This is a genomic window from Mesorhizobium sp. P2_F8, assembly GCF_056403655.1.
In genome coordinates this window covers 336533-361387 of record NZ_JBFUFB010000008.1, presented here as the reverse complement: position 1 = coordinate 361387, position 24855 = coordinate 336533, and the positions used below count along the sequence as shown (strand labels likewise).

28 protein-coding genes and 1 pseudogene are annotated in these 24855 nt (G+C 58.7%); 10 read left to right on the top strand and 19 right to left on the bottom strand.

The annotated features are described in order from the left end of the window. The gene (locus tag AC1DZP_RS21795; RefSeq protein WP_477305266.1) at window positions 1-585 is read right to left on the bottom strand and encodes a hypothetical protein; all 585 of its coding nucleotides are present in this window, start codon (window positions 583-585) and stop codon (window positions 1-3) included. A gap of 28 nt (window positions 586-613) precedes the next feature. Further along, the gene (locus tag AC1DZP_RS21790) at window positions 614-1621 is read right to left on the bottom strand and encodes an NAD-dependent epimerase/dehydratase family protein (RefSeq protein ID WP_477305264.1); all 1008 of its coding nucleotides are present in this window, start codon (window positions 1619-1621) and stop codon (window positions 614-616) included. Window positions 1622-2224: 603 nt separating this feature from the next. On the opposite strand from AC1DZP_RS21790, the gene AC1DZP_RS21785 reads away from it, so the two are divergent. Then, window positions 2225-2482, top strand: coding sequence for a hypothetical protein (locus tag AC1DZP_RS21785; protein ID WP_477305262.1), 258 nt, complete (start codon window positions 2225-2227; stop codon window positions 2480-2482). A gap of 201 nt (window positions 2483-2683) precedes the next feature. Here AC1DZP_RS21785 and AC1DZP_RS21780 read toward each other — a convergent pair whose 3' ends face one another. Continuing rightward, on the bottom strand, window positions 2684-3970 hold the full coding sequence (locus AC1DZP_RS21780) for a sulfotransferase family protein (protein ID WP_477305260.1): 1287 nt from the start codon (window positions 3968-3970) through the stop codon (window positions 2684-2686). 374 nt (window positions 3971-4344) lie between these two features. Here AC1DZP_RS21780 and AC1DZP_RS21775 point away from each other — a divergent pair, with 374 nt between their 5' ends. From AC1DZP_RS21775 to AC1DZP_RS21765, 3 genes are all read left to right on the top strand, one after another. After that, window positions 4345-6105, top strand: coding sequence for a class I SAM-dependent methyltransferase (locus AC1DZP_RS21775; RefSeq protein ID WP_477305258.1), 1761 nt, complete (start codon window positions 4345-4347; stop codon window positions 6103-6105). Window positions 6106-6243: 138 nt separating this feature from the next. Further along, entirely contained in the window at window positions 6244-6906 is a 663-nt protein-coding gene (locus AC1DZP_RS21770; RefSeq protein ID WP_477305256.1) for a class I SAM-dependent methyltransferase, read from the top strand. Window positions 6907-7032: 126 nt separating this feature from the next. Then, window positions 7033-7815, top strand: coding sequence for a TylF/MycF/NovP-related O-methyltransferase (locus tag AC1DZP_RS21765; RefSeq protein ID WP_477305287.1), 783 nt, complete (start codon window positions 7033-7035; stop codon window positions 7813-7815). A gap of 76 nt (window positions 7816-7891) precedes the next feature. Here the strand turns inward: AC1DZP_RS21765 and AC1DZP_RS21760 are convergent, their stop codons facing one another. From AC1DZP_RS21760 to AC1DZP_RS21750, 3 genes are all read right to left on the bottom strand, one after another. Beyond that, window positions 7892-8545, bottom strand: coding sequence for a CmcI family methyltransferase (locus AC1DZP_RS21760; protein ID WP_477305254.1), 654 nt, complete (start codon window positions 8543-8545; stop codon window positions 7892-7894). 607 nt (window positions 8546-9152) lie between these two features. Then, window positions 9153-9809, bottom strand: coding sequence for a hypothetical protein (locus AC1DZP_RS21755; RefSeq protein ID WP_477305252.1), 657 nt, complete (start codon window positions 9807-9809; stop codon window positions 9153-9155). A gap of 219 nt (window positions 9810-10028) precedes the next feature. Next, complete coding sequence (locus AC1DZP_RS21750; RefSeq protein WP_477305250.1) at window positions 10029-10697, bottom strand: class I SAM-dependent methyltransferase; 669 nt, start codon at window positions 10695-10697, stop codon at window positions 10029-10031. Window positions 10698-10813: 116 nt separating this feature from the next. Between AC1DZP_RS21750 and AC1DZP_RS21745 the strand changes: the two genes are divergently transcribed. Further along, complete coding sequence (locus tag AC1DZP_RS21745) at window positions 10814-11029, top strand: hypothetical protein (RefSeq protein WP_477305248.1); 216 nt, start codon at window positions 10814-10816, stop codon at window positions 11027-11029. Here the strand turns inward: AC1DZP_RS21745 and AC1DZP_RS21740 are convergent. The 12 genes from AC1DZP_RS21740 to AC1DZP_RS21685 form a co-directional block, all read right to left on the bottom strand. After that, window positions 11026-11775: a class I SAM-dependent methyltransferase gene (locus tag AC1DZP_RS21740; protein ID WP_477305246.1), complete on the bottom strand. Its 750-nt coding sequence runs from the start codon at window positions 11773-11775 to the stop codon at window positions 11026-11028. The two genes, AC1DZP_RS21745 and AC1DZP_RS21740, sit on opposite strands and share 4 nt — an antisense overlap. Window positions 11776-11805: 30 nt before the next feature. After that, a complete protein-coding gene (locus tag AC1DZP_RS21735) occupies window positions 11806-11988 on the bottom strand; it encodes a hypothetical protein (protein ID WP_477305244.1) in 183 nt (60 codons plus the stop codon). Between the two features lie 31 nt (window positions 11989-12019). Continuing rightward, window positions 12020-12406 carry a hypothetical protein gene (locus tag AC1DZP_RS21730; RefSeq protein ID WP_477305242.1) on the bottom strand — a complete coding sequence of 129 codons (387 nt, stop codon included), beginning with the start codon at window positions 12404-12406 and terminating at the stop codon, window positions 12020-12022. A 221-nt stretch (window positions 12407-12627) separates the two neighbouring features. Further along, complete coding sequence (locus AC1DZP_RS21725) at window positions 12628-13698, bottom strand: bifunctional DNA primase/polymerase (protein ID WP_477305240.1); 1071 nt, start codon at window positions 13696-13698, stop codon at window positions 12628-12630. A 489-nt stretch (window positions 13699-14187) separates the two neighbouring features. Next, window positions 14188-14646 (bottom strand): Ros/MucR family transcriptional regulator, encoded by a 459-nt coding sequence (locus tag AC1DZP_RS21720; RefSeq protein WP_477305238.1) that lies wholly within the window; start codon window positions 14644-14646, stop codon window positions 14188-14190. A 930-nt stretch (window positions 14647-15576) separates the two neighbouring features. After that, window positions 15577-16485: a hypothetical protein gene (locus AC1DZP_RS21715; protein WP_477305236.1), complete on the bottom strand. Its 909-nt coding sequence runs from the start codon at window positions 16483-16485 to the stop codon at window positions 15577-15579. A gap of 212 nt (window positions 16486-16697) precedes the next feature. Beyond that, a complete protein-coding gene (locus AC1DZP_RS21710; RefSeq protein WP_477305234.1) occupies window positions 16698-17042 on the bottom strand; it encodes a hypothetical protein in 345 nt (114 codons plus the stop codon). 34 nt (window positions 17043-17076) lie between these two features. After that, a complete protein-coding gene (locus AC1DZP_RS21705; RefSeq protein WP_477305232.1) occupies window positions 17077-17403 on the bottom strand; it encodes a DUF6074 family protein in 327 nt (108 codons plus the stop codon). Between the two features lie 56 nt (window positions 17404-17459). Beyond that, on the bottom strand, window positions 17460-18002 hold the full coding sequence (locus tag AC1DZP_RS21700; RefSeq protein ID WP_477305230.1) for a hypothetical protein: 543 nt from the start codon (window positions 18000-18002) through the stop codon (window positions 17460-17462). Next, window positions 17999-18193: a hypothetical protein gene (locus AC1DZP_RS21695; RefSeq protein ID WP_477305228.1), complete on the bottom strand. Its 195-nt coding sequence runs from the start codon at window positions 18191-18193 to the stop codon at window positions 17999-18001. Before AC1DZP_RS21695 ends, AC1DZP_RS21700 begins: the two co-directional genes overlap by 4 nt. After that, complete coding sequence (locus tag AC1DZP_RS21690; RefSeq protein WP_477305226.1) at window positions 18190-18420, bottom strand: hypothetical protein; 231 nt, start codon at window positions 18418-18420, stop codon at window positions 18190-18192. The genes AC1DZP_RS21695 and AC1DZP_RS21690 overlap by 4 nt, the downstream gene beginning before the upstream one ends. Continuing rightward, window positions 18417-18608, bottom strand: coding sequence for a DNA-binding protein (locus AC1DZP_RS21685; RefSeq protein ID WP_477305224.1), 192 nt, complete (start codon window positions 18606-18608; stop codon window positions 18417-18419). The genes AC1DZP_RS21690 and AC1DZP_RS21685 overlap by 4 nt, the downstream gene beginning before the upstream one ends. A gap of 295 nt (window positions 18609-18903) precedes the next feature. On the opposite strand from AC1DZP_RS21685, the gene AC1DZP_RS21680 reads away from it, so the two are divergent. The 3 genes and pseudogenes from AC1DZP_RS21680 to AC1DZP_RS21670 all read left to right on the top strand — a co-directional run. Beyond that, complete coding sequence (locus AC1DZP_RS21680) at window positions 18904-20172, top strand: tyrosine-type recombinase/integrase (RefSeq protein ID WP_477305285.1); 1269 nt, start codon at window positions 18904-18906, stop codon at window positions 20170-20172. A gap of 9 nt (window positions 20173-20181) precedes the next feature. Continuing rightward, window positions 20182-20559: a hypothetical protein gene (locus AC1DZP_RS21675; protein ID WP_477305222.1), complete on the top strand. Its 378-nt coding sequence runs from the start codon at window positions 20182-20184 to the stop codon at window positions 20557-20559. A gap of 321 nt (window positions 20560-20880) precedes the next feature. After that, window positions 20881-21270: pseudogene (locus AC1DZP_RS21670) on the top strand (Arm DNA-binding domain-containing protein); the annotation flags it as partial. Window positions 21271-21504: 234 nt separating this feature from the next. On the opposite strand, the gene AC1DZP_RS21665 reads toward AC1DZP_RS21670, so the two are convergent. Beyond that, entirely contained in the window at window positions 21505-22395 is an 891-nt protein-coding gene (locus tag AC1DZP_RS21665; RefSeq protein ID WP_477305220.1) for a LysR family transcriptional regulator, read from the bottom strand. Window positions 22396-22600: 205 nt separating this feature from the next. On the opposite strand from AC1DZP_RS21665, the gene AC1DZP_RS21660 reads away from it, so the two are divergent. Both AC1DZP_RS21660 and AC1DZP_RS21655 read left to right on the top strand, forming a co-directional pair. Continuing rightward, entirely contained in the window at window positions 22601-23614 is a 1014-nt protein-coding gene (locus tag AC1DZP_RS21660; RefSeq protein ID WP_477305218.1) for a DMT family transporter, read from the top strand. After that, a complete protein-coding gene (locus AC1DZP_RS21655; protein WP_477305216.1) occupies window positions 23611-24333 on the top strand; it encodes a haloacid dehalogenase type II in 723 nt (240 codons plus the stop codon). The genes AC1DZP_RS21660 and AC1DZP_RS21655 overlap by 4 nt, the downstream gene beginning before the upstream one ends. Window positions 24334-24855: the final 522 nt, after the last annotated feature.

Sequence of the window (24855 nt, the reverse complement as noted above, 5' to 3'; positions counted from 1 at the left end):
TCATTGTGTGCGTCCCGGTCCAAGGACACGATTGCGGACAAAGGCGCGGAGGGGGCGAGGAAAGAGCCGCGACGCGCCAAGTATCCCAAAGCGCCTCAAAATGGCCTCGAGGCGGTTGCGCAGGCTCAAGTAGCGTTGCTCCCATTCGGCGGCCTTGCGCTCCAACTCCGCAATCCGACCTTCGCATTCGGCATTTCGCTGTCGCAGTTCTTTGGCCTCGGCATCTTGTCTGAGACGCGATTCAGTGAGGAGGTTGGCGTGGCCCCGGAACGACGTTCTCAACACGTCCCGCTGCACGCCTGCAACGGCCAGTTCGGAGCGTACTTGCGCCAACTCGAACCGCAGCCGCTCGAGTTCAGCCGAGGGTGCGGACGCCGAAGGGTGAATTTCGGTTGCCGTCGCATCAAAGGTCCCGGAGCGGTGCTGCTTGTCCTTAGCAGTTCCGGCGATGCCCAGCGGCCCCTCGACGTCAACATGGCGCACCGACTGCTCGACCTTCACCTGATTCGCCGTAGCGGTTATCAACCGTTCGCCGGTCCACTCTGGTGCTTCCTGTGGCAGGACCCGTTCGAATATTTCTCCCATTTGATTGCCGCCAATTCCTCTCACTGGTCTAATGTGCGGCGCCACCTACCGCTGACCTGTCACGATGCGCTACGCTACCACCAAGATCCGCGAGCGTTTGGCTCAAGCCTTCGGAAAAAGAGAGAGTAGGTCGCCACCCCAGTGCCTCCCGAATGAGCGAAATATCGAGCACGCTCACTGGAACATCGAATTTCCGACCGCGCTCATAGCGAATGTCCAATCTATGGGAGAGTTTTGATTCAAGTTCGGCAATGACCCCGTTAAGGCTGACGCCCTCGCCACTGCCGATGTTGAATACATGATGGCTGTCGAGCGGTGCTGCGCGTGCCAGTGCAACCAGGCCTGCCGCGGCATCGGAAATGTGGATGAAATCACGCACGACTTCACCATCGCCCCAGACGATTATTGGCTGCTGCGACAATGCGTGGTGCAGGAACGTCGTTACCACACCTAGGCCTTTTGCCAAATTCTGCCCTGCTCCAAAAGGATTGGCTAGACGCGCCACACGACAGTCGAGCCCATAGAGAGCTCGATAGGTCCCTAGATAAAGTTCAATCGCAGCTTTACCAGCGCCGTAGGCGGTAATCGGGTTCAAACGGTGGTCTTCATGCACCGGAACGCGCAGCAGTTTGCCGTAAACCGTGCCACCGGACGAAGCGAAGATCAGCCTTGGCGCCTGCGCCCCTTTTTTTCGAAGCGCCTCCAGCAAACCCAGCGTTGGCGCCACATTGGTCGACAGATCAAGCGAAGGATCGTCGTTGGCGCTGGCAGGGACGGATGACCATGCATAATGGTGAATGACCGTGACCCCATCGATCAGGGCATCCCATTGCGCGTTGGCAAGGTCGAAACTGCGCCATGCGACTCGCTCGTCAAGTGCAGGAGCAAATGTCGGCTTCGAAAGCGAGCGCCCGGCTAGAACGACCTCACACCCGCTTTGCACCAGGATTGCAGCAACATGTCGGCCAATGAAGCCGCTTCCACCAAGTATCAGATGGCGCTCTACAATGTTAGGCTTTCCTACTTTATATGACATGCGGATATTCTCTGCCGCTCCGAGTACGGTTGCCTGCAATTGCGGGATACAAAATAGTGAACCGCAATTCTTGATAGGCAGGGGGTTGCAAATGGCCCTGCCCGAGCAGGGCCGTACCCTGACTCCGCCAGCGCGTCAAAGCATATCGGTGACAGATAGATATTATCCGAGCGTCGCGGGTTCTACTGCGGAAGCGATCTGTGTTGTGCGTTCACAGGGCCGATCAGGCCACACGGTTCATTGCCAAGGAAGGCCGCTATGACCTCCACGCTGCTTGTGATTCAGTGCCAATTGGCAGCCGTGGGCAGACATCTGCTCGCAAACATCGTCCAGAATGGACCGAGCGAAACGCGCTTTCCTGGCGCTCTCAACCGTCAGGCTCGGTGAAGCCGCGGCATTAACCGCAACGCGAACGGCGCGCTCCAGCCGGGAGTGACAGCTGTAGGCTGGCGATCTGCCCGGTCAGGCGGATCGAGCTGTTTTGGTTTCATCTTTTGCACGGTGCCCATTGTTTATTAGACAGGGCGCATATAGTCCGATTGTCAGTACTTGCGCACGCGCGATTATTGTTCGATTGTCTGGCGAAAACTTGGAAGGCATGTCATGCGCGCGATACTCGGAATTCTTGGTGTTATCCAGATCGTCGGTGGGATCTTGATCTATTTGTTCGCCAAGTCTGAAATCCATGAGATCCTGGTCTGGGTCTCGTTCGGTATGGGGGTTATGACGGTCGGCCTGTCGCGCGTGATTGCGTTGCTCGAAAAGCAGTTGGCGATTTCGACCCTAGAGCCTGCCAAGGTTCGCGACCTGCCGCCGAGCCGGCAATCTTATGATCATTCTTATTTTGAGCGTGCCGGTTAGGCCTACCGTTTGGCACCTGCTGGCTCGAGCGCTTCGGCCCCAAGATGACCAAGGCACGCGACTGGTTCGGCTGGAACGAAGAAGCGACGGTCGTCGTGGCGGTCGCGGCGGTGGCCGCTCTGAAGCCCGCGACGCCGCTACGGCTGCGCGCGGCTCCCGTGACTTCGTCGATGCCCGGCCGACAGGCAGGCGGTGCGGTGCTCAGCGGGCGAACAGCTTTCTTATCCCTCGCAACGGTGCTGTGAGCCGCCAGCTGTGCGACGCGAGCAGCGCATTGCGCTCACCGACGACGCCGTCCCTGTCGCGCAAGAGGGCATCGCGCTCGGCGATCAACCTGTCTTGTGCGGTTGCGAGGTTGTTCCGCTCAGCGATCAGAATGTTGTGGGTAGAGGCCAGGGCATCGTTTGCGGCGATCAACCTGTCCTGGGCTGTTGCGAGGCTGTTCCGGTCAGCAAGCAGACTGTTGTGGGCCTGGGCAAGCGCATCACGTTCGCCCGCCAGGACGCGAACCTCCGTTGCATATTTCGAATTCTCCAGGCGGATCCGCTCTGCCTCGGCGTTGAGCATGCCGTAGTGACCACGCAATTGTTCAACCGCCAATTCCTCCGCCGCCACCGCTGGCCCAAATATTTCGCAGCCTTCATCAAATTTCGTTCGCACAAGGTCCAGCCGATCAAGCAGATCCCGGTTTTCACCGTCGGCAACGATGGCGGTCAGAATTTGGTAGGTCTCGCGGACCAGGGCCGTAATGTCCGGGTGGTTCTGCATGTCCTCAAGGGTGGACCTTTCATGATAAAGGTCCATTGCCAAAAACTGCTCGATCTTGACGTCGGGGCGGTCGGAACGAACGGGCCAGATCAGACCGGTTTTTTCGGCCGCGCGGTCCATATGATTTCGCCAGTCGATCAGTAATCCTTCATATGGGAGAAAGTATCGCGGCATGTGTCGCGAATGATATTCGGCGTCGAACACGTGCCTGAGCCACAAAAGAAGCGATTTCGGCAGCGCAATTTTGTCTCGCCGCTGCAGCGAATGTGCGACCTCAAGAGGATTTCGCACCGGCAGAAAAGCGACAGGGCTGACATTCATCTCGGCCAGGATCGACGACGTGAATGGAACAAATCTGCATATTCGGGGGTCCTTGATAACGATCAAGGGTTCGTCGCCGAACTCGTCGATGAGCAGCGCCTTTATCTTCTGACGATGCCGCTCTGCTGCCTCTGAGTGTATCCATTGTGGGTTGAATTGACGCCAGTCATGCCAGCAGGAGCCTGCCGATGCGAGCAGTTCGTCATGCGCGGTGACAAGGGGCAAACTCTCAAAGAATCCGCGTGGATTGGAGGCATTCAAGGGCAACAAGGTTTTCGGCCCGACAGCTCCCAGTGTGTTGACAAGGCCACCAAGCGCCGAGGTCCCGCTCCGGTGCATTCCAAGGACAAGGATGGCCTGCCGGTCCAGCGACGATGGTAGTCCGGCTACTGTGGTCATCAATCGAAGGTGCTTTGCAATGTGGTCCTAGAGAGCATCGTACCCTTAGATCAAACCATGTCAAAACGTCAATTCTGTGAATGATCGCGGAACCCGGTTTCCGCACTCTCGCGCAAAGGGTCTCCGGTCTTGATGTGAAGCGCACGACAACAACGGCTCGGTGGAGTGGTCCTTTCTGGTCTCGGTGATCTCGCAGTGATGGTCCAACAGGACTGTTGTCATCCTGGCGTCGCCGGCGGAGGCTCTGGCTCTGGCTCTGGCTCTGGCTCGTCACGGCAGGCCCGGCTTTGGCTGTTCGGCACCCCGTGCGCCCAGATGACGGCTCGTTCGCGGCAAGGTTAAAGGCTTGCAGGAATCCGGCAAGCGAAGCTAGAATGCCATATCAGCACGGTGCGACGAACCGTTGCCTTGGCTCGAATGCCACGCTCGCTTATCGGGGTACAGCTCTGTCGGAACCAATTCCAGGCGCGGGACTTTGGAACGGACTTCCTGGGACGGAGGCCGAGGAACGCGTCGCTGGCAAGGTATCCTATCTCACCGTCCTCGACCGTCTGCACCATGAACTGCGCCCCTCGCACTATCTTGAAATCGGGATTCGCCTGGGACGAAGCCTTGCGCTTGCCCGCGGCAGGGCGACAGGCGTAGACCCGGAGCCAGCGATCGATTGCACACTGCCGTCCACAACCGAGATCGTCGCGTTGACCAGCGACGCGTTCTTCGCCTCGGCTCCGCCGGACCTTGCGCCCGATTTCTGTTTTATCGATGGATTGCATCTGTTTGAATACGCGCTGCGCGACTTCATGAATATCGAGCAGCAGGCAGCGCCGGGCACCGTCGTCGTGATCGATGACGTGTTCCCCAATCATGCCGCGCAAGCAGAGCGCACACGCCGCACGCGTGTGTGGACAGGCGACGTCTGGCGTCTGGTCGATGTGCTGCGGCGGTATCGCAGCGACCTCTTCATTCTGCCGCTAGATACGGCCCCCACAGGCCTCCTTCTCATCGCGGGGCTCGACGCGACAAACCGCGTTTTGCCGCAGAACTATCACAAGATCGTACGCGAAACGCTCGCCCTGCCGGGTCCGCCCACCAGCGTGCTGGAGCGCAGCGATGCGCTCGATCCGTCGTGCGAGAAGGTAGGCAATGTCCTTGCGGGTCTGAAGGAGGTGCGGCAGACCGGCTCAAATGCATGGGATATCGCGGCAAGGCTGAAGACCATCATTAGGAAGCCTCAGCCGCAGATTTCGGTTCGGCCTAAACTTTCGGTTGTCGTTGTCGGCTACAACATGGCCCGCGAACTTCCGCGTACGATCCGTTCGCTGTCGCCACTGATGCAGCGTGGTATCGCGCCGGAGGACTACGAGGTCATTTTGATCGACAACGGCTCGACGCACCAGGCTGACGACGCCCAGTTGCAGAGCCTTCTCCCGGGTCTCGTCATGCGCTCGATGCCCGGGGCCACGGTATCCCCGGTTCCTGCGATCAATCTCGGCCTCTCTCTTGCGCGTGGCGACCTCGTTGGCGTGTGGATCGACGGAGCGCGCATTGCATCGCCGGGGCTGCTGGCGACTGCACTCAGCGCGTCGCGCCTTCACGCCCGGCCCATGATTGGAACCATTGCCTTCCATCTCGGACCAGACGTTCAAATGGAAAGTGTCAAGAACGGCTATTGTCAGGCCACCGAAGACGCGATGCTGGCACAGATTGATTGGGAGGACGACGGCTACCGGCTGTTCGAGATCTCCTCCTTCGCGGGATCATCGGCAGGCGGCTGGTTCGAATTGCCGGCCGAGAGCAACGCCGTGTTCCTGAGGGCCGAGCATTGGCGTGCGCTCGGCGGCTTCGACAATCGGTTTACAACTCCTGGCGGCGGCCTCGCCAATCTTGATATGTGGTCGCGCATCAGCACGGACACGAGCGGAGAGCTCGTTATGCTGCTGGGCGAGGCGACATTCCATCAGGTTCACGGCGGCATCGCGACGAACTCCCCCAACCCGCCGCACCAATCCTTCCACGAGGAATATGTCCGTATTCGTGGCCGTCCCTTCGCCCGACCGACCCGCCGCCCCCTGTATTTCGGGAGCCTGAAGGATCAGGCCAAATCCAGCCTAAAGCATTCGATCGAACAGATGTAGCGGATCGTCATCGCCCGATTTGACGCCGAGAATTGACGACCACGCGAATTCACGGCAGGCAGCCTGACAGCAGTAACATGGTGAGCGGGATATGATGCCAGAAGCCGGCCAATAAAGCCCGCACAGGATGCCTCTCGGATGACGACGTTCTGCTATATAGATCCGCCTTTCAACTTCAATCATCCGGACATTGCTAAATACCCACCCGAGGTGACCGGAAACCACCTGCTTAAATGCATGGCGACACGTTTGGGCTGGTCGGGCTTCACCCACCGCAGGCTGCTCGATATTGGTTGCGGCGTCAGATTCGCACGGACGATCGCAAACCTCGATCTGGATTTCCAGTGCTATAGTGGCATTGATGTGAACGCGGAGATGGTTCGTTGGCTGCAAGCGAATCTTCCCGAGCCGAAATTCCGCTTCGCTCATATCGACGCGCAAAACCCAATGTACAATCCAGGCGGAAGGCCGCTAAAGGAGCCCATCGAGCTGCCTTTCGCCGGCGAAAACTTTGATGCGGTTTGCATGTTTTCCGTCATTACGCATCAGGCGCCATCAGAGGCAACGGCAATCCTCTCGTCCATACGCAGGTCAGTTGCGACGCAACATCTATACTTCACAGCCATTGTCGACGCGAACGTCGACGGGTACATCGAAGCGGACGGCGCCAATCCTCGCCATCTTAGCACCTACAATGCGGCTTTCATTGAGACGCTGGTGCAGGACGCAGGATGGCGCCTCGAGCAGATCTGTGAGCCATCCCCCATGCAACAGACGGCCTTCGTCTGCTCACCATTGTGAATTCGTTCCTGGATCGGCCCCTTTGTGGATGATCCTGACGCTGGTCTATAGCACAGCGCCAGCTCCTGGTATGACGTTGAGGGTTGACGCGTCGTGCGGATTCGCGCACGTGGCCTGCTGAGTACGATGACGAGCGGATTGATGCCAGAAGCCAGCCATACAGCCCCACGGGAATTGTACCTTGATCTCCTGGTCAGGATATTGCTGAACACCGTCTATCAGGATCCCGCGATCAACCCAAGGGCGCGCCCGCTGGCGGTCGAGCCGTTCAACCCTGAAACCCGCGCCATCGGTCGAGATTGGCCAACGCAGGCTCACACAATGGTCGGCCAGGCGCGCCTTGAGAACTTGCGCAGGCTATCGCAGCAGGTGCTGGACGACGGTGTCGTCGGTGACTTCATCGAAACGGGCGTCTGGCGCGGTGGCTGCTGCATCTTGATGCGCGGCGTTCTTGCCGCAAACCAGATCCACGACCGGAAGGTCTATGTTGCGGACTCGTTCGCGGGCCTGCCGGCGCCGAATGAAGAGCTTTATCCCGCCGATACCGGATGGAACCTGAACGTGATCAAGGAACTGGCCGTCTCACTGGAGACGGTCAAGGACAATTTCACGCGATATGGGCTGCTCGACGAGCAGGTCGTGTTCGTGGAAGGGATGTTCAGTGACACGTTGCCGTCGCTGTCCGCCGGGCCGTTCGCCCTCCTGCGTCTCGATGGCGACTTGTACGAGTCGACCATTGTGGCGCTGAATTCCCTTTACCCAAAGCTGTCTGCCGGCGGATTTGTCATCATCGACGATCGCGCGCTTGATCCATGCAGGCGCGCGGTCGTCGATTTTCGCGATCAACACGGCATCACGGCACCAATGCACGAAGTCGATTGGACCGGAGCATGGTGGCGCAAGGAGTGAGCTTGCCAGGGACCATCTCTTTGCTTTAACACCAATACCAGACTGTAAACCGCTTCACACTTTTTCCGGAACTTATCTAGCGAACGCGACGGAGATATCCATTGACGTTCCACGTCGCGTTGGTGCCGAAGTGGTCACAAAGGCTGGTATCGATTTCGTAGTGCTGCCCCCGATCGCGCAAGAATAGCTCGATCGCACGGCGTGGGCCGCCCATCAGATTGGCGACATACTGCGCATCATAAAGATCGTCGACAATACCATCCTCAACGACAATGTACTCTCCGGCCGCCAGCCAACGATCAAAAAATCGCAGCGCTGCCAGAACGGTCTCGCAGTGATGGTCGGCATCCTCGATGACGAATATAGGTCTGGGCAGGGTCTCCATCAAATCTGCAGGCAAGGTTGCCGCTAGGTCGCGCCCGTCTCCGCGATGAAATGTTACTCCTGGCACGCTGATGGATGGAGGCGTGATATCAATTGAGTGAATTACGCTGTCGACGCCGAAACTGCGCAGGACATCGGCAAACCAGAGCGCGCTGCCGCCCCACTTGGAGCCGATCTCGATCAATGTCCGGGGCTTCTGCTGCCAGAGGAGCATTTGGTACAGCGCCAGATCGAATGGATTTTTGTAGGTGGGCACGCCCTTGTATGTGTAGCGCATCGTCCCGTCTTGAATCCCTTCAAGCGACGACCGCTGCAATGCAGATCCGGCGGCAAGACGTTCAATCATACGGTCGTCCCATGAGCCTGGTATCCGGTGTGCCTCCGCTCGACAAAGCGCGAGTGGGACACCCCTCAGTTGGCGGTTCAGAAGATACTGTTGTCGATGCCGCTGTGGCAGCGGGGATTGCAGACACAGGGGATGTGGTCGTTCATGGAAACTGGGCGTTTTCGCCACGAACAGCCTATTGGTACGAAATATCGATGCCCGTATTCAAGGACATTCGCAAAGGCGGTGGCTGCCGGCTTCCGGCCGCCCGTGGTGGCGGGCGGCGAAACTTCCGGCGCGGTAGCCTGGGCATTTGTTCGAGGTCGGACCGGAGATCGACACCGCGGTGCCGGTGCTCCTGCCTGGCAGGTCAAGGGGGCTCCATACTCATCGCGCCGTCGCCACCGTTCGCCTAGCCTCTGCAATCAACGCCGCAATCTCCCTGCGCTGCTCGATGGCCTCACAAGTGAATCGTCCGTGACGATACAGGCCATGGGCCGCACCTTTGGGCGCTCCACCGCGCGCGCCATGAAAGCGGCAAACCCGATGCCCGCGCACCGCCGGCGCCTTGCAGCCAACTCCGGTTCGCTTACTGCGAGCTGTCCAAAGAGGCGCGCGGTTCATGGGGTTATCGATCATTTTTCTTGCTCCACCCCATCCCCGTGAGCGACGTTGCCGACGATTGCCTGACCACCTTTTCGACAGTCACGCGTTCTATGATAACTCGCTGGACGCCCTTGCTGCGGTACCGCTTCAGGGCCTCGACCTGGGCCACAAACGTTCGCGCGAGGCGGTTCAATGTCCGCTCTTGGGATTCTCTCAGTTCCCATGTTTTAGCCGCCCCCATGTTGGCGGCTGCATTCATCGCAGCCAGGTGGATGGCGGCCATCTGGATGTCCAGAGTAGCTTCGATCTGGTCTTTCGGTCGCACGCCACTGACAATGGCTAGTGCGTAGTTCATTTGCCCTTCAACCACCGTGTCGCCCCGTTGCGCGATCAAACCCAGAGCGTCGAGGGTGCCCGCGAGGAAAGCATTGCTATCAGCGCTGAGCGCTTCTGACAGCAGGTCATAGCCTATTGCCGGGTCTGGATGGTCCACAGCGAGCGAGGCGACGCGCTTGCCAGCCCCGTCGCTCATCTCGACCTTCATCGTCGGAAGGGGAAAGATGCCTTTTCGACGTTTCTTGTAAGTCTCCAACGCTGTGGCTTCGCGAAGGGTTGGTACGTAAGGCTTCGCGACGGAGGTTGCCGCTTTGCCTCTCTTTGGCATCGGGACGACTGTCATCAGTGCGGCCAATACGGTGCGAATGATGTCGTCACCCGCTCTTTGCTGGCTCCTGCCAACGACTGATTTTTCGATCCGCGAATGAACTACTCACCTTTCAAGCGCTCAGGTTAACTGCAAATCAGTTAATTTCAGGCTATCATCTACGCTTCCGCAAGTCATAAGGTTGGCGACAGGAAGTGTCTTTGCGGTGGATATGAATTACGAGCCTTGAAGCGATCAACTCAAGACGGAGACCGATTGTCCAAAAGATGCCTCATCAAGGAAGCGGACACTTCTAAATCCCGCCAATCCTCCGAGTATCGAAAGGGTTTCGCGAGTGGTGAAGGTGAGCAGATCACCATGTCCGTGCCGATGCTGGCGTGCGTGGCCTGCGAAACTCGCGCGGTGCCTCTCATTGGTAAGGTCAAGGAAAGAAAAGATCGCTATTCCGCCTTCGCGCAACACCCTCCGGGTCTCCCACAAGTATTCCATGATTTCTTCATTGAGGAGGTGAGTGATCAAGGAGAAGCCGACGACCAAATCGGCGGTGTCGTCAGCGGCCGGGATTATGCATTGTTTTGGCACAGCGAATGAAAACCGGGCATTGGCAGTGGCAATCTTCCTCGCCTCGTCGAGGATTTCTTCGATGATATCCAGGCCGAGGTAAGACGAAATTGGTTGGTTGACGAGATGCCGCGTCAGTCGGCCGATACCGCAACCGACATCGATTATATCAGCGCCTGCAACCGGTCGAACCGATTCGACAATGTCCAATTCTCGCCTGCCTATCAGGTCAGGATCGCCTCCGCCTACGAACAGTTTTTTCGCCTCAGCCAACGGCAAGTGGCTGGTGAGGTGCTCGTATTTCGCGCGGTGGCCTGCGACGTTGTCTGTAGTCGAGTGCATCGCGCCCTCCCAGTTTCGATCCGCGTCTTTACTCCACCAATCACCTGAAAGGAAGACCCACGGATGCCGCCGGGGCGAGCAAGGTTGCCGAAGTTCATGCGGCAGGCGATCCCTTGGTGGCAGCAGCAGCGGCTTCCGCAGCGGCGGCAGCGGCGTCACTCGCCGCGACTATCACGGCCGGTACTACAGCCGTCAACAACATCAATGCGGCCGGCACGATGGGCAACAATACTCCAGGGACAAGCAGCATTACGGCGCAGCTTGCCACACAGGCGCTTCACGCCACCAACCAGAGAACGCTTTTCTTCTTCGCGCTCTATGAGACGCCCTAAGCCCGCGACACCAGAAAGGCATCCTGATAGGTCCAGCCTCCCGGAACGCGCCATTCACCGTAGGAAAAGCCATCAATCTTCAACCCGCCGCTTTCGAGGATTTCGCGGGCGACAGGCTCTTCAAAGGCGACGACGGCTTCGGGGCGGTTTGGATCGGTGACGGAATATTCGCCATTGGACCATCCGAAGGGGATCACCTTCTTGCCTGTGTCCTTCTGTCGGCGGAACTCGTCATTGACGATATAGAACGTCAGCAGGCCTCGGCCTCCCGGCCTTAGGACACGCGCTACTTCCTTTGCATATTGCCGCGCAGAGGCCGTGACCAGGTGAGTAAAAACAGAGGTGGCAAACACAACGTCGAAGGATTGATCTTCGTAGGGGAAAACGAAACTGCCCGCGTCGTTGCCTTCTGGGCTGTAGAGCGTGTTGCTCAGGGAGACGTGTTTGAACCGGAAGTTCGGATGCTCTGAGGTGATGTTCTCACTGCACCAATCGACCATGGTTTTAACGATGTCAAAGCCGTCATAGCGGCTTTCCGGCGCAAGATAGCGAGCGAACGGAATGGCAATGCGTCCGCAACCGGAGCCGATATCCAGAACATCGTCGGTCGGCAAAACGGACGCCTTGACCCTGACGAAGTGATAGACCATCTGGCCAATTAACTCGTAGTCACCACCACCCACGGCGTCGATCATTTCGCGAGGCGGAATGGGGTTCCAAATCGAATCTACTGCGGCGGTGGTCATCTGGGAAACCCCTTCTGTTATGTGAAGGGTCTACTGTTTAGCGATGCTGCCGGGGTGTGTCACGCCGAACTTATTGTCTTCCTTGGCTGCTTCGTCCGCGAGGTCCGGCCGGACAAACCGCCAGTACATGAACCGCGAAGCCTGGTCGGCCAGGATGTCGCTGTGGTCCGTCAAATCGGTTCTGTTGCCGTTTTCGTCATAAGGCTTCGTCATAAGGCAGCCTCTTTCACGTTCACGATCATCTTCAATTCACTTTCCGCAGCACTTTTAGCGCAACATCGGCATCATTGTAATCGCCGCATTCCAGCACTTCCCAGACACCATCGATCCGCAAAAGCCTGCCTCCGTCATAGGTGCGGATTTCACCGGCTTCGATCGCGAGAGCTTGCCGGGGAGTCTCACAGCGAGAAAAAAGACAGCCTGTTCGCGTGAGCATCGGTGCAAAAAAGCCGGCGAGCCATCTCCGGGCGGGTGCCGTGCCGCCGTTTCCACGCAAGATCGTCCAGGCCCAGCGCGTCGGCGTGAGTGAGCTCGGGAGGACATACGGACAGCGGTTCGAGCCGTGGCCACGAGTCGGCCGCGAAAGCGTCGAGGAGCTCGAACAAGTCCCATATGCCTTCAGAGTTGGCATCGCCTTCTCTGTGCCGAAGTGGCCGGCCAGTTCCTGCAGCGCCTCATCACGCTCGTCGATTGATCAAGACGCGTCGAGCGTCTGGTTTGCCTGGGCCGGCCGCATTGAGGCCAAGCGCGGCAATAAACGCCGAGATATCGCCGAGGAAATACGCATCCGCCGCATTCGCCGAGCGGTGTCGCGCCAGTTCGGTATCTATTGGCCGACCTTCGCGGACACAGTCAGAGATGCGCCGAAGCATCGAGGCGCCGTCGGGGATGAACGGAATCTGGCTCATGCCGCGCCGTCTCCGGGCCGCCGAAGCGATAGACGGGCGGATCGTTTGGCCCGCGCCCGCCGGGATGGACGCACTGGATCAGCCCGCGTTCTACCAGGGCGTTGCGCGCCGCCTTCATAGTATTGGTGGCCCAGCCCAGCGTCTCGGCATATGCCTTGCTAAGATAGAAGTCGCGTCCCCAATCATGACGCATAAGCAACGAAAGCAGCGCGTAGGCGCGCGGATCGGCGGCAGCCAACTTGTCAACGATCGAGTGCCCGACGACGACACGCGCACCGTGGCCGAACCAGTTTTTGCCCTCAACCTCATAGCTCCAGGCGGAAGCCACGATCTTCAGCACCTCATCGGCAGGCAGCGGCTCGTAAAAAACCTGATTGTGTTCCATCGTCATCACCATCAGTTCCTCTATGTTGCGACTGCCCCGCGCCATCTTCATGCACTCCCGCCAAAGCGTATCGTTGCGGGCGCCGTCCGATTTCTCGGAATATCCCTCAGGAGGAGAGGAGGAAAGAGGGAGAGGGGTGTTCTGTTTCTTATTGGGGTCAGATTTTAACCCCTTCATCGTCGGCAGGTTTTCCAGGTCATCAAGCGTGCCGGCAATGATCTGATATTGGCCCTTGCTACCAATCGAAGGCGGCGCGACGACGAAACCATCTCCGAGAATGTCGATTGGCTTGTCGGGTTCCGGCCTTACTTTCCGGCCTTCGCCATCGTTTCGATACCAGGCCTGGAAATTGCCCGAGCCGGTTCCGATGATAAGCGGCGTCGGGCCGTGCCGTTCGAGCGCATCAGCTAGGAGGCGTTCGTCTGGTGCATCTACGTCAAGCACTGTTATGCGGCTGCGCTTGCAGGCGAAGCCGAATGCGTTGTCATTGCCGAACTTAAGCACCAGCTGTTCGCTGGTTCGGTCGCCGATCTTGAGATAACCCTTGATCGCCGGCCGCTTGTCGCGCACGGGAAATGTCGCGATGCCGTGCGCTCCGTATCGAGGCTGCCACTCGGCAAAGAGCCCCATCAGACGCCGCCTTTCTGCCGTAGATGAACATGGCGATGATGTAGGCGGCAAAGCCAGCGAACAGCCGTTGGCCTGTCGTAGTCATCGTGATGTCCCTCGGCGACGAGAGCACCGCATTCCTCGCAAGGCCCCTGGATGACTAACCCGCGCCGGAGCGCCGACCGGGGGGCGTTTGAGGCGCTGAAGGCGCCACGCCTCGCAGGCTAACACGAGGCGAACTACTCTCGAAATCTCATCCCCATGTCGCAATTTAGAAGGGGCGGGATAGTAGAGGATGAACGCTCGGTGACCACGGCACGAGTTGGGAGCCGAGGCCGTCGTCGATCATCGCGAAGCGGCCCGATGACAGTATCAGTTGCCGCCCCGCTAGGAAAAAAGGCCGGCGCCCTCGCTGGGAGGTTGCCCGAATGGCGCCGGCAGACGGTCCTTTTCAGGTCCGCCGCTCTCCAAACATAGCTGAGTCTTTCCGTTGCGTCAGGTGGTGGCGGACTACGCTTTGGCTTTCCGCTTCGCAGGTGTCTTTTTGGCTGGTGCGACGGGTTCAGCCTTGCGGCCAAGTCCGATGGACTTCGCCAGTTGCGAGCGCTGAGCGGCGTAATTCGGAGCTGTCATAGGGTAGTCGTGCGGCAAGTTCCATTTGGCGCGATAGGCGTCCGGTGTCAGGCCGAAGTCCGTGCTAAGATGCCGCTTCAGTGATTTGAACTTCTTGCCGTCTTCGAGGCAGATAATGAAGTCCGGCGTCACCGATTTCTTCGGGTTGACCGCGGGAGTTTGCGGCTCGGCGACCGGTGGGATCGGCGTGCCAAGTCCGGACAGCGAAGCATGAACCGATGCTATCACGTCCGGCAAGCCAGACACCGGCAATGGATTGTTGCTGACATATGCTGAGACAATGTCGGCGGTTAACTCAGCTAGTTCGGCAGAGCGGGTATCGGAATCGTTAGTCATTGGTGGTCCTTTTGCCTGATTTATCCCCTCTCTATGGGCTGATGATCAACGACGCAACCGTCGTCCTAAGCCTGATCTATCGAACTGCAGTGGAGCCGACGCAGAATTCGTAAGGTCTTCGGACAACCCTTTGACGTTATTTCCAAGTAGTTCCTACCGTAGAGCGAATGAGGCTTGTGGAGCGAAGTTGCCTGCCCAGCCTCCGGTTTGGCTGGGATTCCCCTGATGCCTCCGGCCGAACTGCGCTCTCTTGCGCACGACGCAGGAGTAACCCGCCTTTAAGGGTAAGTGCTTGTTTTTGTTTCAGGCCGTTACCGGTCGCTTGTATTTATGGGGAAGGACCAAGACAGGCGTGCGGTCCTTCGCATTGCCGTTTCCATGGCGGTGCCGGAAGCTTTCCACAGCCATCCTCGCGCGAACCCGACCCTATTGAAAAGGGCATCGCGTTCGCCGGTATTGGGCGTTCGAAGAGGGATACCGTCAGTACACCCCGACACTGCGTTCGTCTGGGAAACGCTGTGAGCGTTTGCAGCTTCAAAGCCGGTCCCCGCAACCAATTTTATCATAAATCAATAACCGTCTTGGTCTAACCGGGGCGGTTTTTTTGTTGGCTGGCGCGCAATCGTCGTCGTCGATGATCAGATGATCAGGCGGATCCCAGTTTTTTCAACACAGTTTCCTGACGCCACCCTTCCAGCGGTTTCTCGCCGATCGAGGAGACCCGGCACCTAGTGGCCGCGCCCCATCTTCCCGGCGCCGGGGTGAAGCGGACAGGCGTTCGAACGCGGACGCTGCACCGTTGGCCTGGCGGCATAGGCGAGACGATCAACCCGTTCGCTGGATCGAACGTGGTACCGATCGGCGCGGTGACCAGTCGACAGCGGCGTGCGGCCAAACGCTCAGCGCGGAAGGGCTGCCGGGCCTAGATTGTCAGCCCCATTCGCCCTGCATTGCAGCTCGCACAGCCTCCGCAATCTCCGCAGCCTTCTCGTCATAAGAGAGCCGGCGGCGGGACGGGTGCCAGGTGGGAGTGCACGAAATGCGATGACGCGCGCAACAGGCGGCGGCGATCGTGCCCAGAGCTACGACCTTCCGCCCCTTCAGTTCATGGCGGGTGACGCCTTCAAACGACTCGTCGAGAAGGTGCCGGGGTATTCGTGATTCCGACCGCCGCACCTTCGGCAGAAGATGCAGACACTGTGTGACGTAGAAATCCGAGCGGCTCTTTTCCAGTATCACCAAGACCCGATTTAGAACCTGATTGAACGGCATGCTCTCCAGGAAGCCGCTCGCAGCGAGTTCGCCTTGATAGGCACGAGCGGAGAGCCTATCGAGCCAATGAGTGGCTAGCAGTACCGGACCAGCCGTGGACTTCGAGATACGCTGATATGGACTGACATAGGGACCATCCAATCCTGCGTCTGCCAACGTCTCAAAGTCGGCAATTGGCTGGTCATTCACAGGCAGAGCCGCGACTTTCCGGGTCTCTTCCTCGATCACCGGAGCCTCAACAGGCCCCACCAATTCATCGAACTGATGGGGTACCATGCCGACGTGCACGCCCGGCTTGACTTCGGTGGTCCGTGGCGGCGTCTTCGAGGTTACAAAGGTCATGTTGGTTCCTTTCCGGTTAGGGGATTGGGAAGCGTGCGAAATCTCGTAGCCATCAGTGGCAAGCTTCTCTGCCGCCGCCGCAATCGCGAAGTCGCTCGGCGTCATGCGTGCCTTGTCGGCCGCCGCGAAAAGAGCATCGCGAAATGCCTGGGTCACGCGGCCACCGGCGAGCAGCAAGTTGACGCGCCGCCCTGCTCCATTGTCCTGATTAGCGATAACCGTCATTCTCGTTGATCTCTTCGAGCTCTGTTTCGAGACCCTGATGGGAGCGCACTGCTTGGGCATTCCGCATGGTTGGGCACGTTCGGGGGTGGCGCTGGCGGGGCTTTGAAGAAATTTGATTGTTTTCAAGTTTTCAAAGCAGACGCGACCGCCTTGGGGATGTTCACATTTGTTGACATCCGGCAGGCAGCCGAGCGGTCTACTTTTTGTCTACTTTAGGGCCTCGGAATGCCCACGCGCGCGAAATAGCGGGCCACGTCGGGATGATCCCGATTGTCTTGCCGCAGCAACTCCAGCGCCGCAGTATCGCCATCCAATGCCATTGCGAGTGCCGGGGCGCTGACACGCCACGGGCCACCGAAGACGGATCGATTGGCAATGCCGTGCTTATTGATCAGCCTACGGAGCGTGTCTTCGCTGATCGAGTAATGAGCCTGGAGGTTGAAGAGCGCTTGTTTGACCGTCAGCGCTTCGCAGGGCGGAATATGGAGCGGCCGAAGGCGTTCTCCTGTTTCGTGCGCTGTTGTGGCGTTGGGAAGGCGGACAACGCTCGATCTCATGCCGACATCCGAGCGAGGGGTTCAGCGGCTTCGGTCATGCCGCGTTCCCGCCAGGCCTGCTGCCGCGATAGGTGAGCCGGAGGATCTCAGCCTGAACTGCGTTCCAGAAGGCGCCGAGTTGTTCGTCTTGCTCGTCTTCGGATATCCCGGCACGGTGCAAAGACCGAAGCATGCCATCGGTCACCTGATCGCGATAGGAGGTCGCAGCCCGATCGGTTCGCTTGTCTAACATCTTGGCCGCAACATCGCGGATGCGCCCAACACGTCTGACCATTGGGAAAACGACCACTTGGCGGGATGGCTGCCAGTTGAGCGGCGGATTATCATCGTGCGTCATCGAGGCCTCCACTGCTGCGCTCATACATGGTAACTAATACTGCCCGTTGTGAGCGGATGATGATGGGGTCAAAACTGGGCTTATCGTCCGGCAAGAGCGGACACTCCGTCTTCAATCGTCCGCTGTGAGCGGGCCATATTTTCAGAATGGTCCGCTGTGGACGGGCCATTGGTCCGCTGTGAGCGGGCCGCTGATTTTTCCGAGAAGTCGACACCGGGCACCCACTTCATGAATTCTTTGGTGCCGCCAGCGAGCTCCCTGATAGGCAGATCCTGCGGCAACTCAGTCAAGCGCCAACGAGTAGCTCTGCCCTGACTGCGGCCGTCCTTGTTGATTTTCCAACCGAACGAGCCCTTCTGCTGGGGCTTGACGAAGCCCTTGCACTGGAGGCCCTTGAAGGCCTTCTCAACGGCTGTGTTGCTGCAATCGAGCAATGCCTCGGCTTCGCGGTGCGATAGCGAGATATCGCCGTTGTTGCGGCCGTTATAGCGGCGTTTGATTTCGAGATAGAGAGCCCGCTCGTACACCGTCGCTGCCTGCCACGCGGTCGAGCGCATAAACCACTCGTACATCTGGAAATAATGGCCGTCTTCGTTTCGGCGTCTGTCTTGCTTTCGGCTCATGCAGCGCGCGCCCGGATGAGTTGAGACTCGCGAATTGACGCGCACACCTCGATTGCTGACAGCCCGGACATTTCCCGCATCGCTGGCACGAGCGGCGCCGGCCTCTGTCGTGGTGGCGTTGTGGCAAGCCATTGCGCTGCCTGGTCGATCGCGGCGGAATGCTCGTGCTCGGGCGGGGTGAGGTCGGTCATTTGCCGTTCTCCTCTAGCCACCGTTCAGCCTCGCCGATGTCCCAGAACGAAGTGACCAAGCGATCACCGTCTTTCCAAAAAGCGAGATGTGACAGGAAGACTCGACGGTCTCCGCCATTGCGAGCGATGAGCCGAAGTCTTGCCTTCCTTGCGTTCAACTGGAGCGCCTTCAGCCGCTCCAAACGATCGACCGGCCAGAACCGCTTGAATGAGGCGCTGATGGTCATGCTGCCYCCCCCATCGTGTCGAGGAAGAATTTCCGCAGCTTGCCGCGCTCGGCGACCCAGCGGTTGCCCACTTTCTTGGCCGGAAGGAAGCCTGACTCAAGCATGTAGAAGGTCTGGCGAGCGCTTTGGTTAATTTCTTTACCAATTGAAGCCGCACCCCAGACAAGATCAATCTGCACATCCGTCATTTGTTAGTTCTCTTTCCGCTCGGGAAGGACTTGAATTCACCACTTTAATATAATACCGCATGATCGAATTGGCTAACAACGGCTTTCAACGCCCATCACAATGTTTTACAAAATACGCGTTATTCACAGACAACGTATTTTATTCACAGGGCTATCAACGCTCGGATGCCTGTGCATGAAGATCAAGCGTTGTCCCGCGTTCCCGCCGGGACACCCGTTGACATGCGGATTGTTTGCGACATGATGCGACATGCTTCCGTCCATTACGGGCGGCTTCGCAAAAGGGGGCAAGGTCATGGCGGTTCGTAAACGGAAATGGACCACCGCAAAGGGCGTCGAGAAAGAGGCCTGGATAGTCGACTATGTAGACGGCAAGGGCGCCCGGCGGCTCAAGACATTCGACCGCAAGAAAGAGGCCGACGCCTTCGCTGCCACGGCCACGGTGGAAATTCGGGAGGGCACCCACGTCGCCGATAGTGACAGCACTACGGTCAAGAAAGCCGGAGATCTCTGGATAAAGGCTTGTGACGGGCTGGAGCGTTCGACAAGAGACCAATACCGGCAACACCTTGACCTTCACATTGTCCCCTTCATCGGCGCCGAGAAGCTTTCGAAGCTGAGCATTCCCACCGTCCGGGGTTTCGAGGATCAATTGAGGTCGGGGAATAGTGATCTACCGGCGGAGGACCCGAGACGGGAACCGCGCTCCCCTGCAATGATCCGCAAGATACTCGTCAGTCTGGGATCACTGCTCGCCGACGCGCAAGAGCGAGGCCTGACTGCCCGGAACGTGGTGCGTGACATGCGCGGCAAACGGCGGAAGGGCAAGGAACGCAAGGCAGAGCGGCGCCAGAAGGGCAAGATCAAGGTCGGCGTCGATCTTCCTACCCGCGAGGAAGTAAAGGCCCTTGTTGGGGCCGTGGAAGGCCGCTGGAGGCCTTTGGTTCTCACCGCCATATTCTGCGGGCTGCGTGCATCGGAACTTCGTGGCCTTCGCTGGATCGACGTCGATTTCGACAAGCGTGCGATCCGAGTGCACCAGCGCGCCGATCGGTTCAACGAAATCGGACAGCCTAAGTCGGAAGCCGGCGAGCGGACAGTGCCGGCGCCGCCGATCGTCATCAACACGCTGCGCGAGTGGAAGCTTGTCTGCCCCAAGAGGCCTACGGGCAAGCAAGACGCGGAAGGCAATCCGATCAGGCATCTTGAATTCGTTTTCCCGAACGGTCTCGGCAATGTCGAAAGCCTAGCCAACATTATTAACCGGGGTCTGATGCCCGCACAGGTAGCGGCCGGCGTGGTCGTCGACACCGGAGAGAAGGACGCGGAAGGCAACGCCATCGTGAAGGCGCGCTATACTGGGATGCACTGCCTCCGGCATTTCTTCGCCAGTTGGTGCATCAACCGTGTAGCCGATGGAGGCCTCGGCCTACCGCCTAAGGTCGTCCAGGAGAGGCTTGGGCATTCCTCTATAATGATGACCATGGACGTCTACGGGCACCTGTTCCCTCGTGGCGATGATGCCGAGGAACTGGCGGCGGCCGAACGCGCCTTGTTGGCTTGATTTAAGACCATGAAGCAGACCCCAAGGGTATCGATCCTCCTGCCCATGATGTTTCTGGCAATGCTGAGCACAGGCAAAGCGGACAACGGAGCCGTGACTATGCTTCAGATGCGCGATTGGTGCGCATCTGTCATCGACGGTTCCCAGAATAATTCGGAGACCCCTCTGCAGCAGGGTTATTGCATAGGTTCGTTTGTGACCTTGAGAAATATGGGCGTGCTAAAGTCCATACCACGTGCGTGCATACCAGACGCCACTACAACCGACGACTTCATCCGGATCTACATTCATGAAGTCGGAACATTAAAAACCGACATCGAAGCGGTTCGTTCGAATTGGTTTGCCGCTGCCGTTCTGATTTTGCAGTACAAATTCCCCTGCCAGTGAGCCATACGCAACATAAACGCAACATGGTGGCGAAAAACTGAATAAATTCAATGCTTGGTAGCGGACTGAAAATCCGCGTGTCGGTGGTTCGAATCCGCCTCTGGGCACCATCCCCTCCTCTCCCCATACGCCCCCTTGCCGAAGCTTCCACGCCTCCATCTATACAAACCATTGAAATCGTTTATTTTTTCGGCGCGCATGGCGCACTTGGACGCATTTCGACGGCTTTCAGCGTATTTGGTCCAACGGGGCGCGGGGATGGTATTTCCGTTGGTATTCGGCATCTTTTTGGTATCGAAACAGCCAAAGGAGATGTGTCGAATCGCCCTTTCCGACGTGAATTGCCGAAACGCTCGCCCCGGTCTCAAACTCGTGAAACTGTCTAACGGTGGCGGGCTCCAGCTATGGGTGCAGCCCACAGGATCTCGCCTTTGGCGGCTCGCCTACCGCTTTGACGGCAAACAGTAACTTTTGGCATTGGGCAGCTATCCCCTTATCTCCCTGGCCGAGGCACGTGAGGCGCGCGATGATGCTAAACGTCTCCTGCTGGCTGGCATCGACCCCGGGCAGGGACGCAGTTTGCGCAAGGCCGGTTCGGTAAAAGACTCCTTTCGGTCAATCGCGGACGAATACGTTAACAAGCTGAAGAAGGAGGGGCGTGCCGACCGGACGATTGCCAAAGTCAAATGGCTGCTCGACTTTGCCTATCCGCCTAACCGAAGTGGGGCCGAAAACGGAACGTCCGCTTTCGGGATGTTTTTCGCGAAAGGCCGACCTTTACATCCAGCGTTATACCCCCGGGCTTTGCGCCAGAGCGGCCCTTGCTTTCAGGGCGGCGGACTGCCGCGTAATCTTGTTGGAAGAGCGGGAGAAACGGCCAGCTATGGACGAACTGCCGGCGAACAGCCGAAGGATTGACGTGCCAGCTTTCGCAGCGCGRCGCCCTCAGACGGCGATTTGAAGCGTCCCGTAACGCTTTACCTCAGCCTCGATCTCCCTGACCAGAGTCTCTAGCGCGGGGTTCCTGGGATTGCGCGCGCGCCTGATTATATAAGCCAGGTCTGGAGCCTTTGGGAACTGGTTGTCGACAATCTCCATATCGGGCTGCAGGTACCGCTGACTCAAGATCGCGACTCCGAGCCCCGCGGTAACGCCTGCAATGATTCCGGCTGCGCTGGAGCATTCGAACACGGTCTCGAACACCGTATCCTCGTCCTGCCCGACGTCCATGCCCCAGCGTCGATAAAAACAGTTTTCATCAAAGGATAAAAATGGGACTGGCTTCCCGTTCGACAGCACCAGGTCTCGCGATTTCACCCAATGCAGCGTCTCGCGGAACAGGAGGATATCGGCGGGGCGGACCTCGTGCTGGAAGACCTGGATGATGGCGGCATCAAGAGCTCCCTGGCTGAGCTGCTCCTGCAACACGAGGCTCATGCGCACCTGCGTGCGGACGCTCACCTCCGGGTAGAGCCGGCGAAAGCGGCCGAGAATGCGCGAAAGGTCCGTGCACGTCGTATCCTCGGTCATTCCCAGCGCGATCTTGCCTTGCAAAGTGCTTTTCGACAGGCTCAGGACCGCCTCGTCATGGATGCCCAGAATGCGCCGCGCATAGCCAAGCAGATCCTGTCCGGCCGTGGTGAACATCGGCGCATTTGCTTTACGGGTGAGGATTTCGCAGTCGAGACTCGTTTCAAGCCTCCTGATCTTGTGGCTGACGGCCGACTGCGACAGGCCGAGAATCTCGGCCGCGCGCGTCACGCCGCCGTGCTTCTCGATCGCGACGAGCGCGCGCAAGGCGTCGACATCCAGGCGGCGGGTCATCACTCCAGCCATGACAATACTCGCTTGAAACTAAAGAGACGCGCCAATCTCTGATCCTGTAGTGTCCGTCAGGCAAGTCAGTATGCCGGTTTTTGGACTACTTCATGATCATATCGAAATTTGTCATGTGCAAAAGCGCGTGCGTGTCGTCAATAGTCCGCGCCAAAATTGGCCGTGATCCGCTTCCGGGTCACGGGCGCCTGACCAAAGAGATGCCATGACGCTCCTGCACGCCAAAGCCCATCGCCTCGTGTGGCCAATGATGGCGACGGCGCTGGTCGTAAGCTGGAGTTCCGGCTTCGTCGGCATCCGCTACGCCAGCGAGAATGCCGATGTCATGCTGGTGCTGTTCTGGCGGACACTGATGTCCGGATTGATCCTCTCGCCATTTGCTCTCCTGATCGGACCGCGCATAAGCGCCCGTGCCCTGGTCCAGCAGATGGTCTTCGGCGTGGCGATGATGTTCCTCTATCTCGGCGGATTCGCGCTTGCCATCGGCCAGCGCGTGCCGACCGGCCTTGTCGCGCTGATTTCCGATCTTGTCCCGCTCGCCATCGCGGCCTTGTCACAGCCGGTGCTGGGACACCGACTGACAGGGAGACAATGGATCGGAACGGCCCTCGGAGCGACGGGCGTTCTCATCGTCTCGCTGGAGAGCCTGAGCCTCGGGACGGCCCCGGCCTGGGCATATCTGTTGACGGTCGCTTCCATGATGGTTCTGGCGCTGGCAACCCTGGTGCAGAAGCGGATGGGGACGATCAATATGCCCATCCATCAGAGCCTGTGCATTCAATGCCTGACGGCAGCAATCCTTTTCGCCGCTTGCGCCGAATGGAATGGCGGGCTGATGCCGCCCCTCGATGCCCGGTTTGGATTCGGCATCGCTTGGCTGGTGCTGTTTTCGACCTTCTTCTGCTACAGCACGTATTATGTAAGCCTGCGCCTCTACACCGCCTCACAGGTCAGCAGCGTGATCTATCTCAGCCCACCGGTGACGATGCTCTGGGGCTGGTCGATGTTCGGCGAGCCGCTTTCGAAGGCGATGCTGGCTGGCCTTGCGGTGACACTGTTCGGTGTCTGGCTCACCTCGTCGGGCAGCGCAGCGGCGAAGGACTTTCAGCTCCGTCAGCAGCAGATCAGCCAATCCCCAAGGCGAAATCGACCTCACGATCGATCGCGATCCACGCCGGCGTCGCTTCACCCACGCACATCAAAGGAGGTAAACCCATGAAGCTCACAGATTTCAAAGCCCTGACCTTCGACTGCTACGGCACCCTGATCGATTGGGAATCCGGCATGATCGAGGGGCTGAGGCCGCTGACCGAACGGGCCGCCCGCACGTTGAACCGGAACGACATTCTGGAGGCGCACGCCCGGCACGAATCCAGCCAGCAGAAATGGACGCCGGGGAAACGCTACCGCGATCTTCTGGCGATCGTTTACAAGCGACTTGCGGAGGAGTGGAGTGTCATCGTCACTCCTGAGGAATGCGTGGCGTATGGCGAAAGCGTGAAGGATTGGCCGGCTTTTGCCGACACCGCTGAAGCCTTGCAGTACCTCAAAAAGCACTACAAGCTGATCATCCTCTCCAACGTCGACAACAAAAGCTTCTCGTTCAGCAACAAGAAGCTCGGCGTGGACTTCGACGCGATCTATACGGCGGAAGATATCGACTCCTACAAGCCTTCCGACCGGAACTTCAACTATATGCTCGAAAAGCTCGGTACAATCGGGATAGAGAAGCGAGAGATCCTACACACCGCGGAAAGCATGTTCCACGATCACGTTCCCGCCAACCGCTTCGGCCTGACATCGTGCTGGATCCATCGCCGGCATGCGGATCAGGGCTTCGGCGCCACGATGAACCCAGGCGAGGTGCCGGTGGTGGATTTCCGATTCGACAGCATGGCCGATCTGGTGAAGGCGCACGCTGAAGAAATACGGGGCTGATGTTCGAACCGCCAAGCAACCTGTTGCGTGACACCGCGCGCCCGACCCGATCTGGAAGGAGACAGTCGCGGACCGATGGTTGCCAAGGTCACTTCGAGAGTTGTTCAACGCAATTCGTCGAAAGCAGCCCGCCGGCTTCCGGGAAGCAGATGCTCGGAAGCGCTGGCATATCCCCACTATCTGCGGCCGATAGGCCGGCCAGGGAACTGGTCCGTCAACGAGTTCCGCACCCCGAGTTCTTGGCCTTTACGCAGTCTGAACCCGAAGAGCCTCCGCTTACTCTCTTCTGACTGTCATCGTGGGTGGCGCACCCTCGAACTTCCACAGGATCGACGGTAAGGTCCGTTTTCCCGCACCACCAATATTTGCCTCTATGACCGACATGAGGCGCAAGCTGCCATTCGGTAGAAGATAAATGCGGGCGCGGATCTCGACGGCGAACGCGGCTCACGCTCCTGCGTCCTCAATGGCGCGGCCGCCCGCACCTGCCAGCGGGGATCCGGCACCCGCGGTCGTGCGACC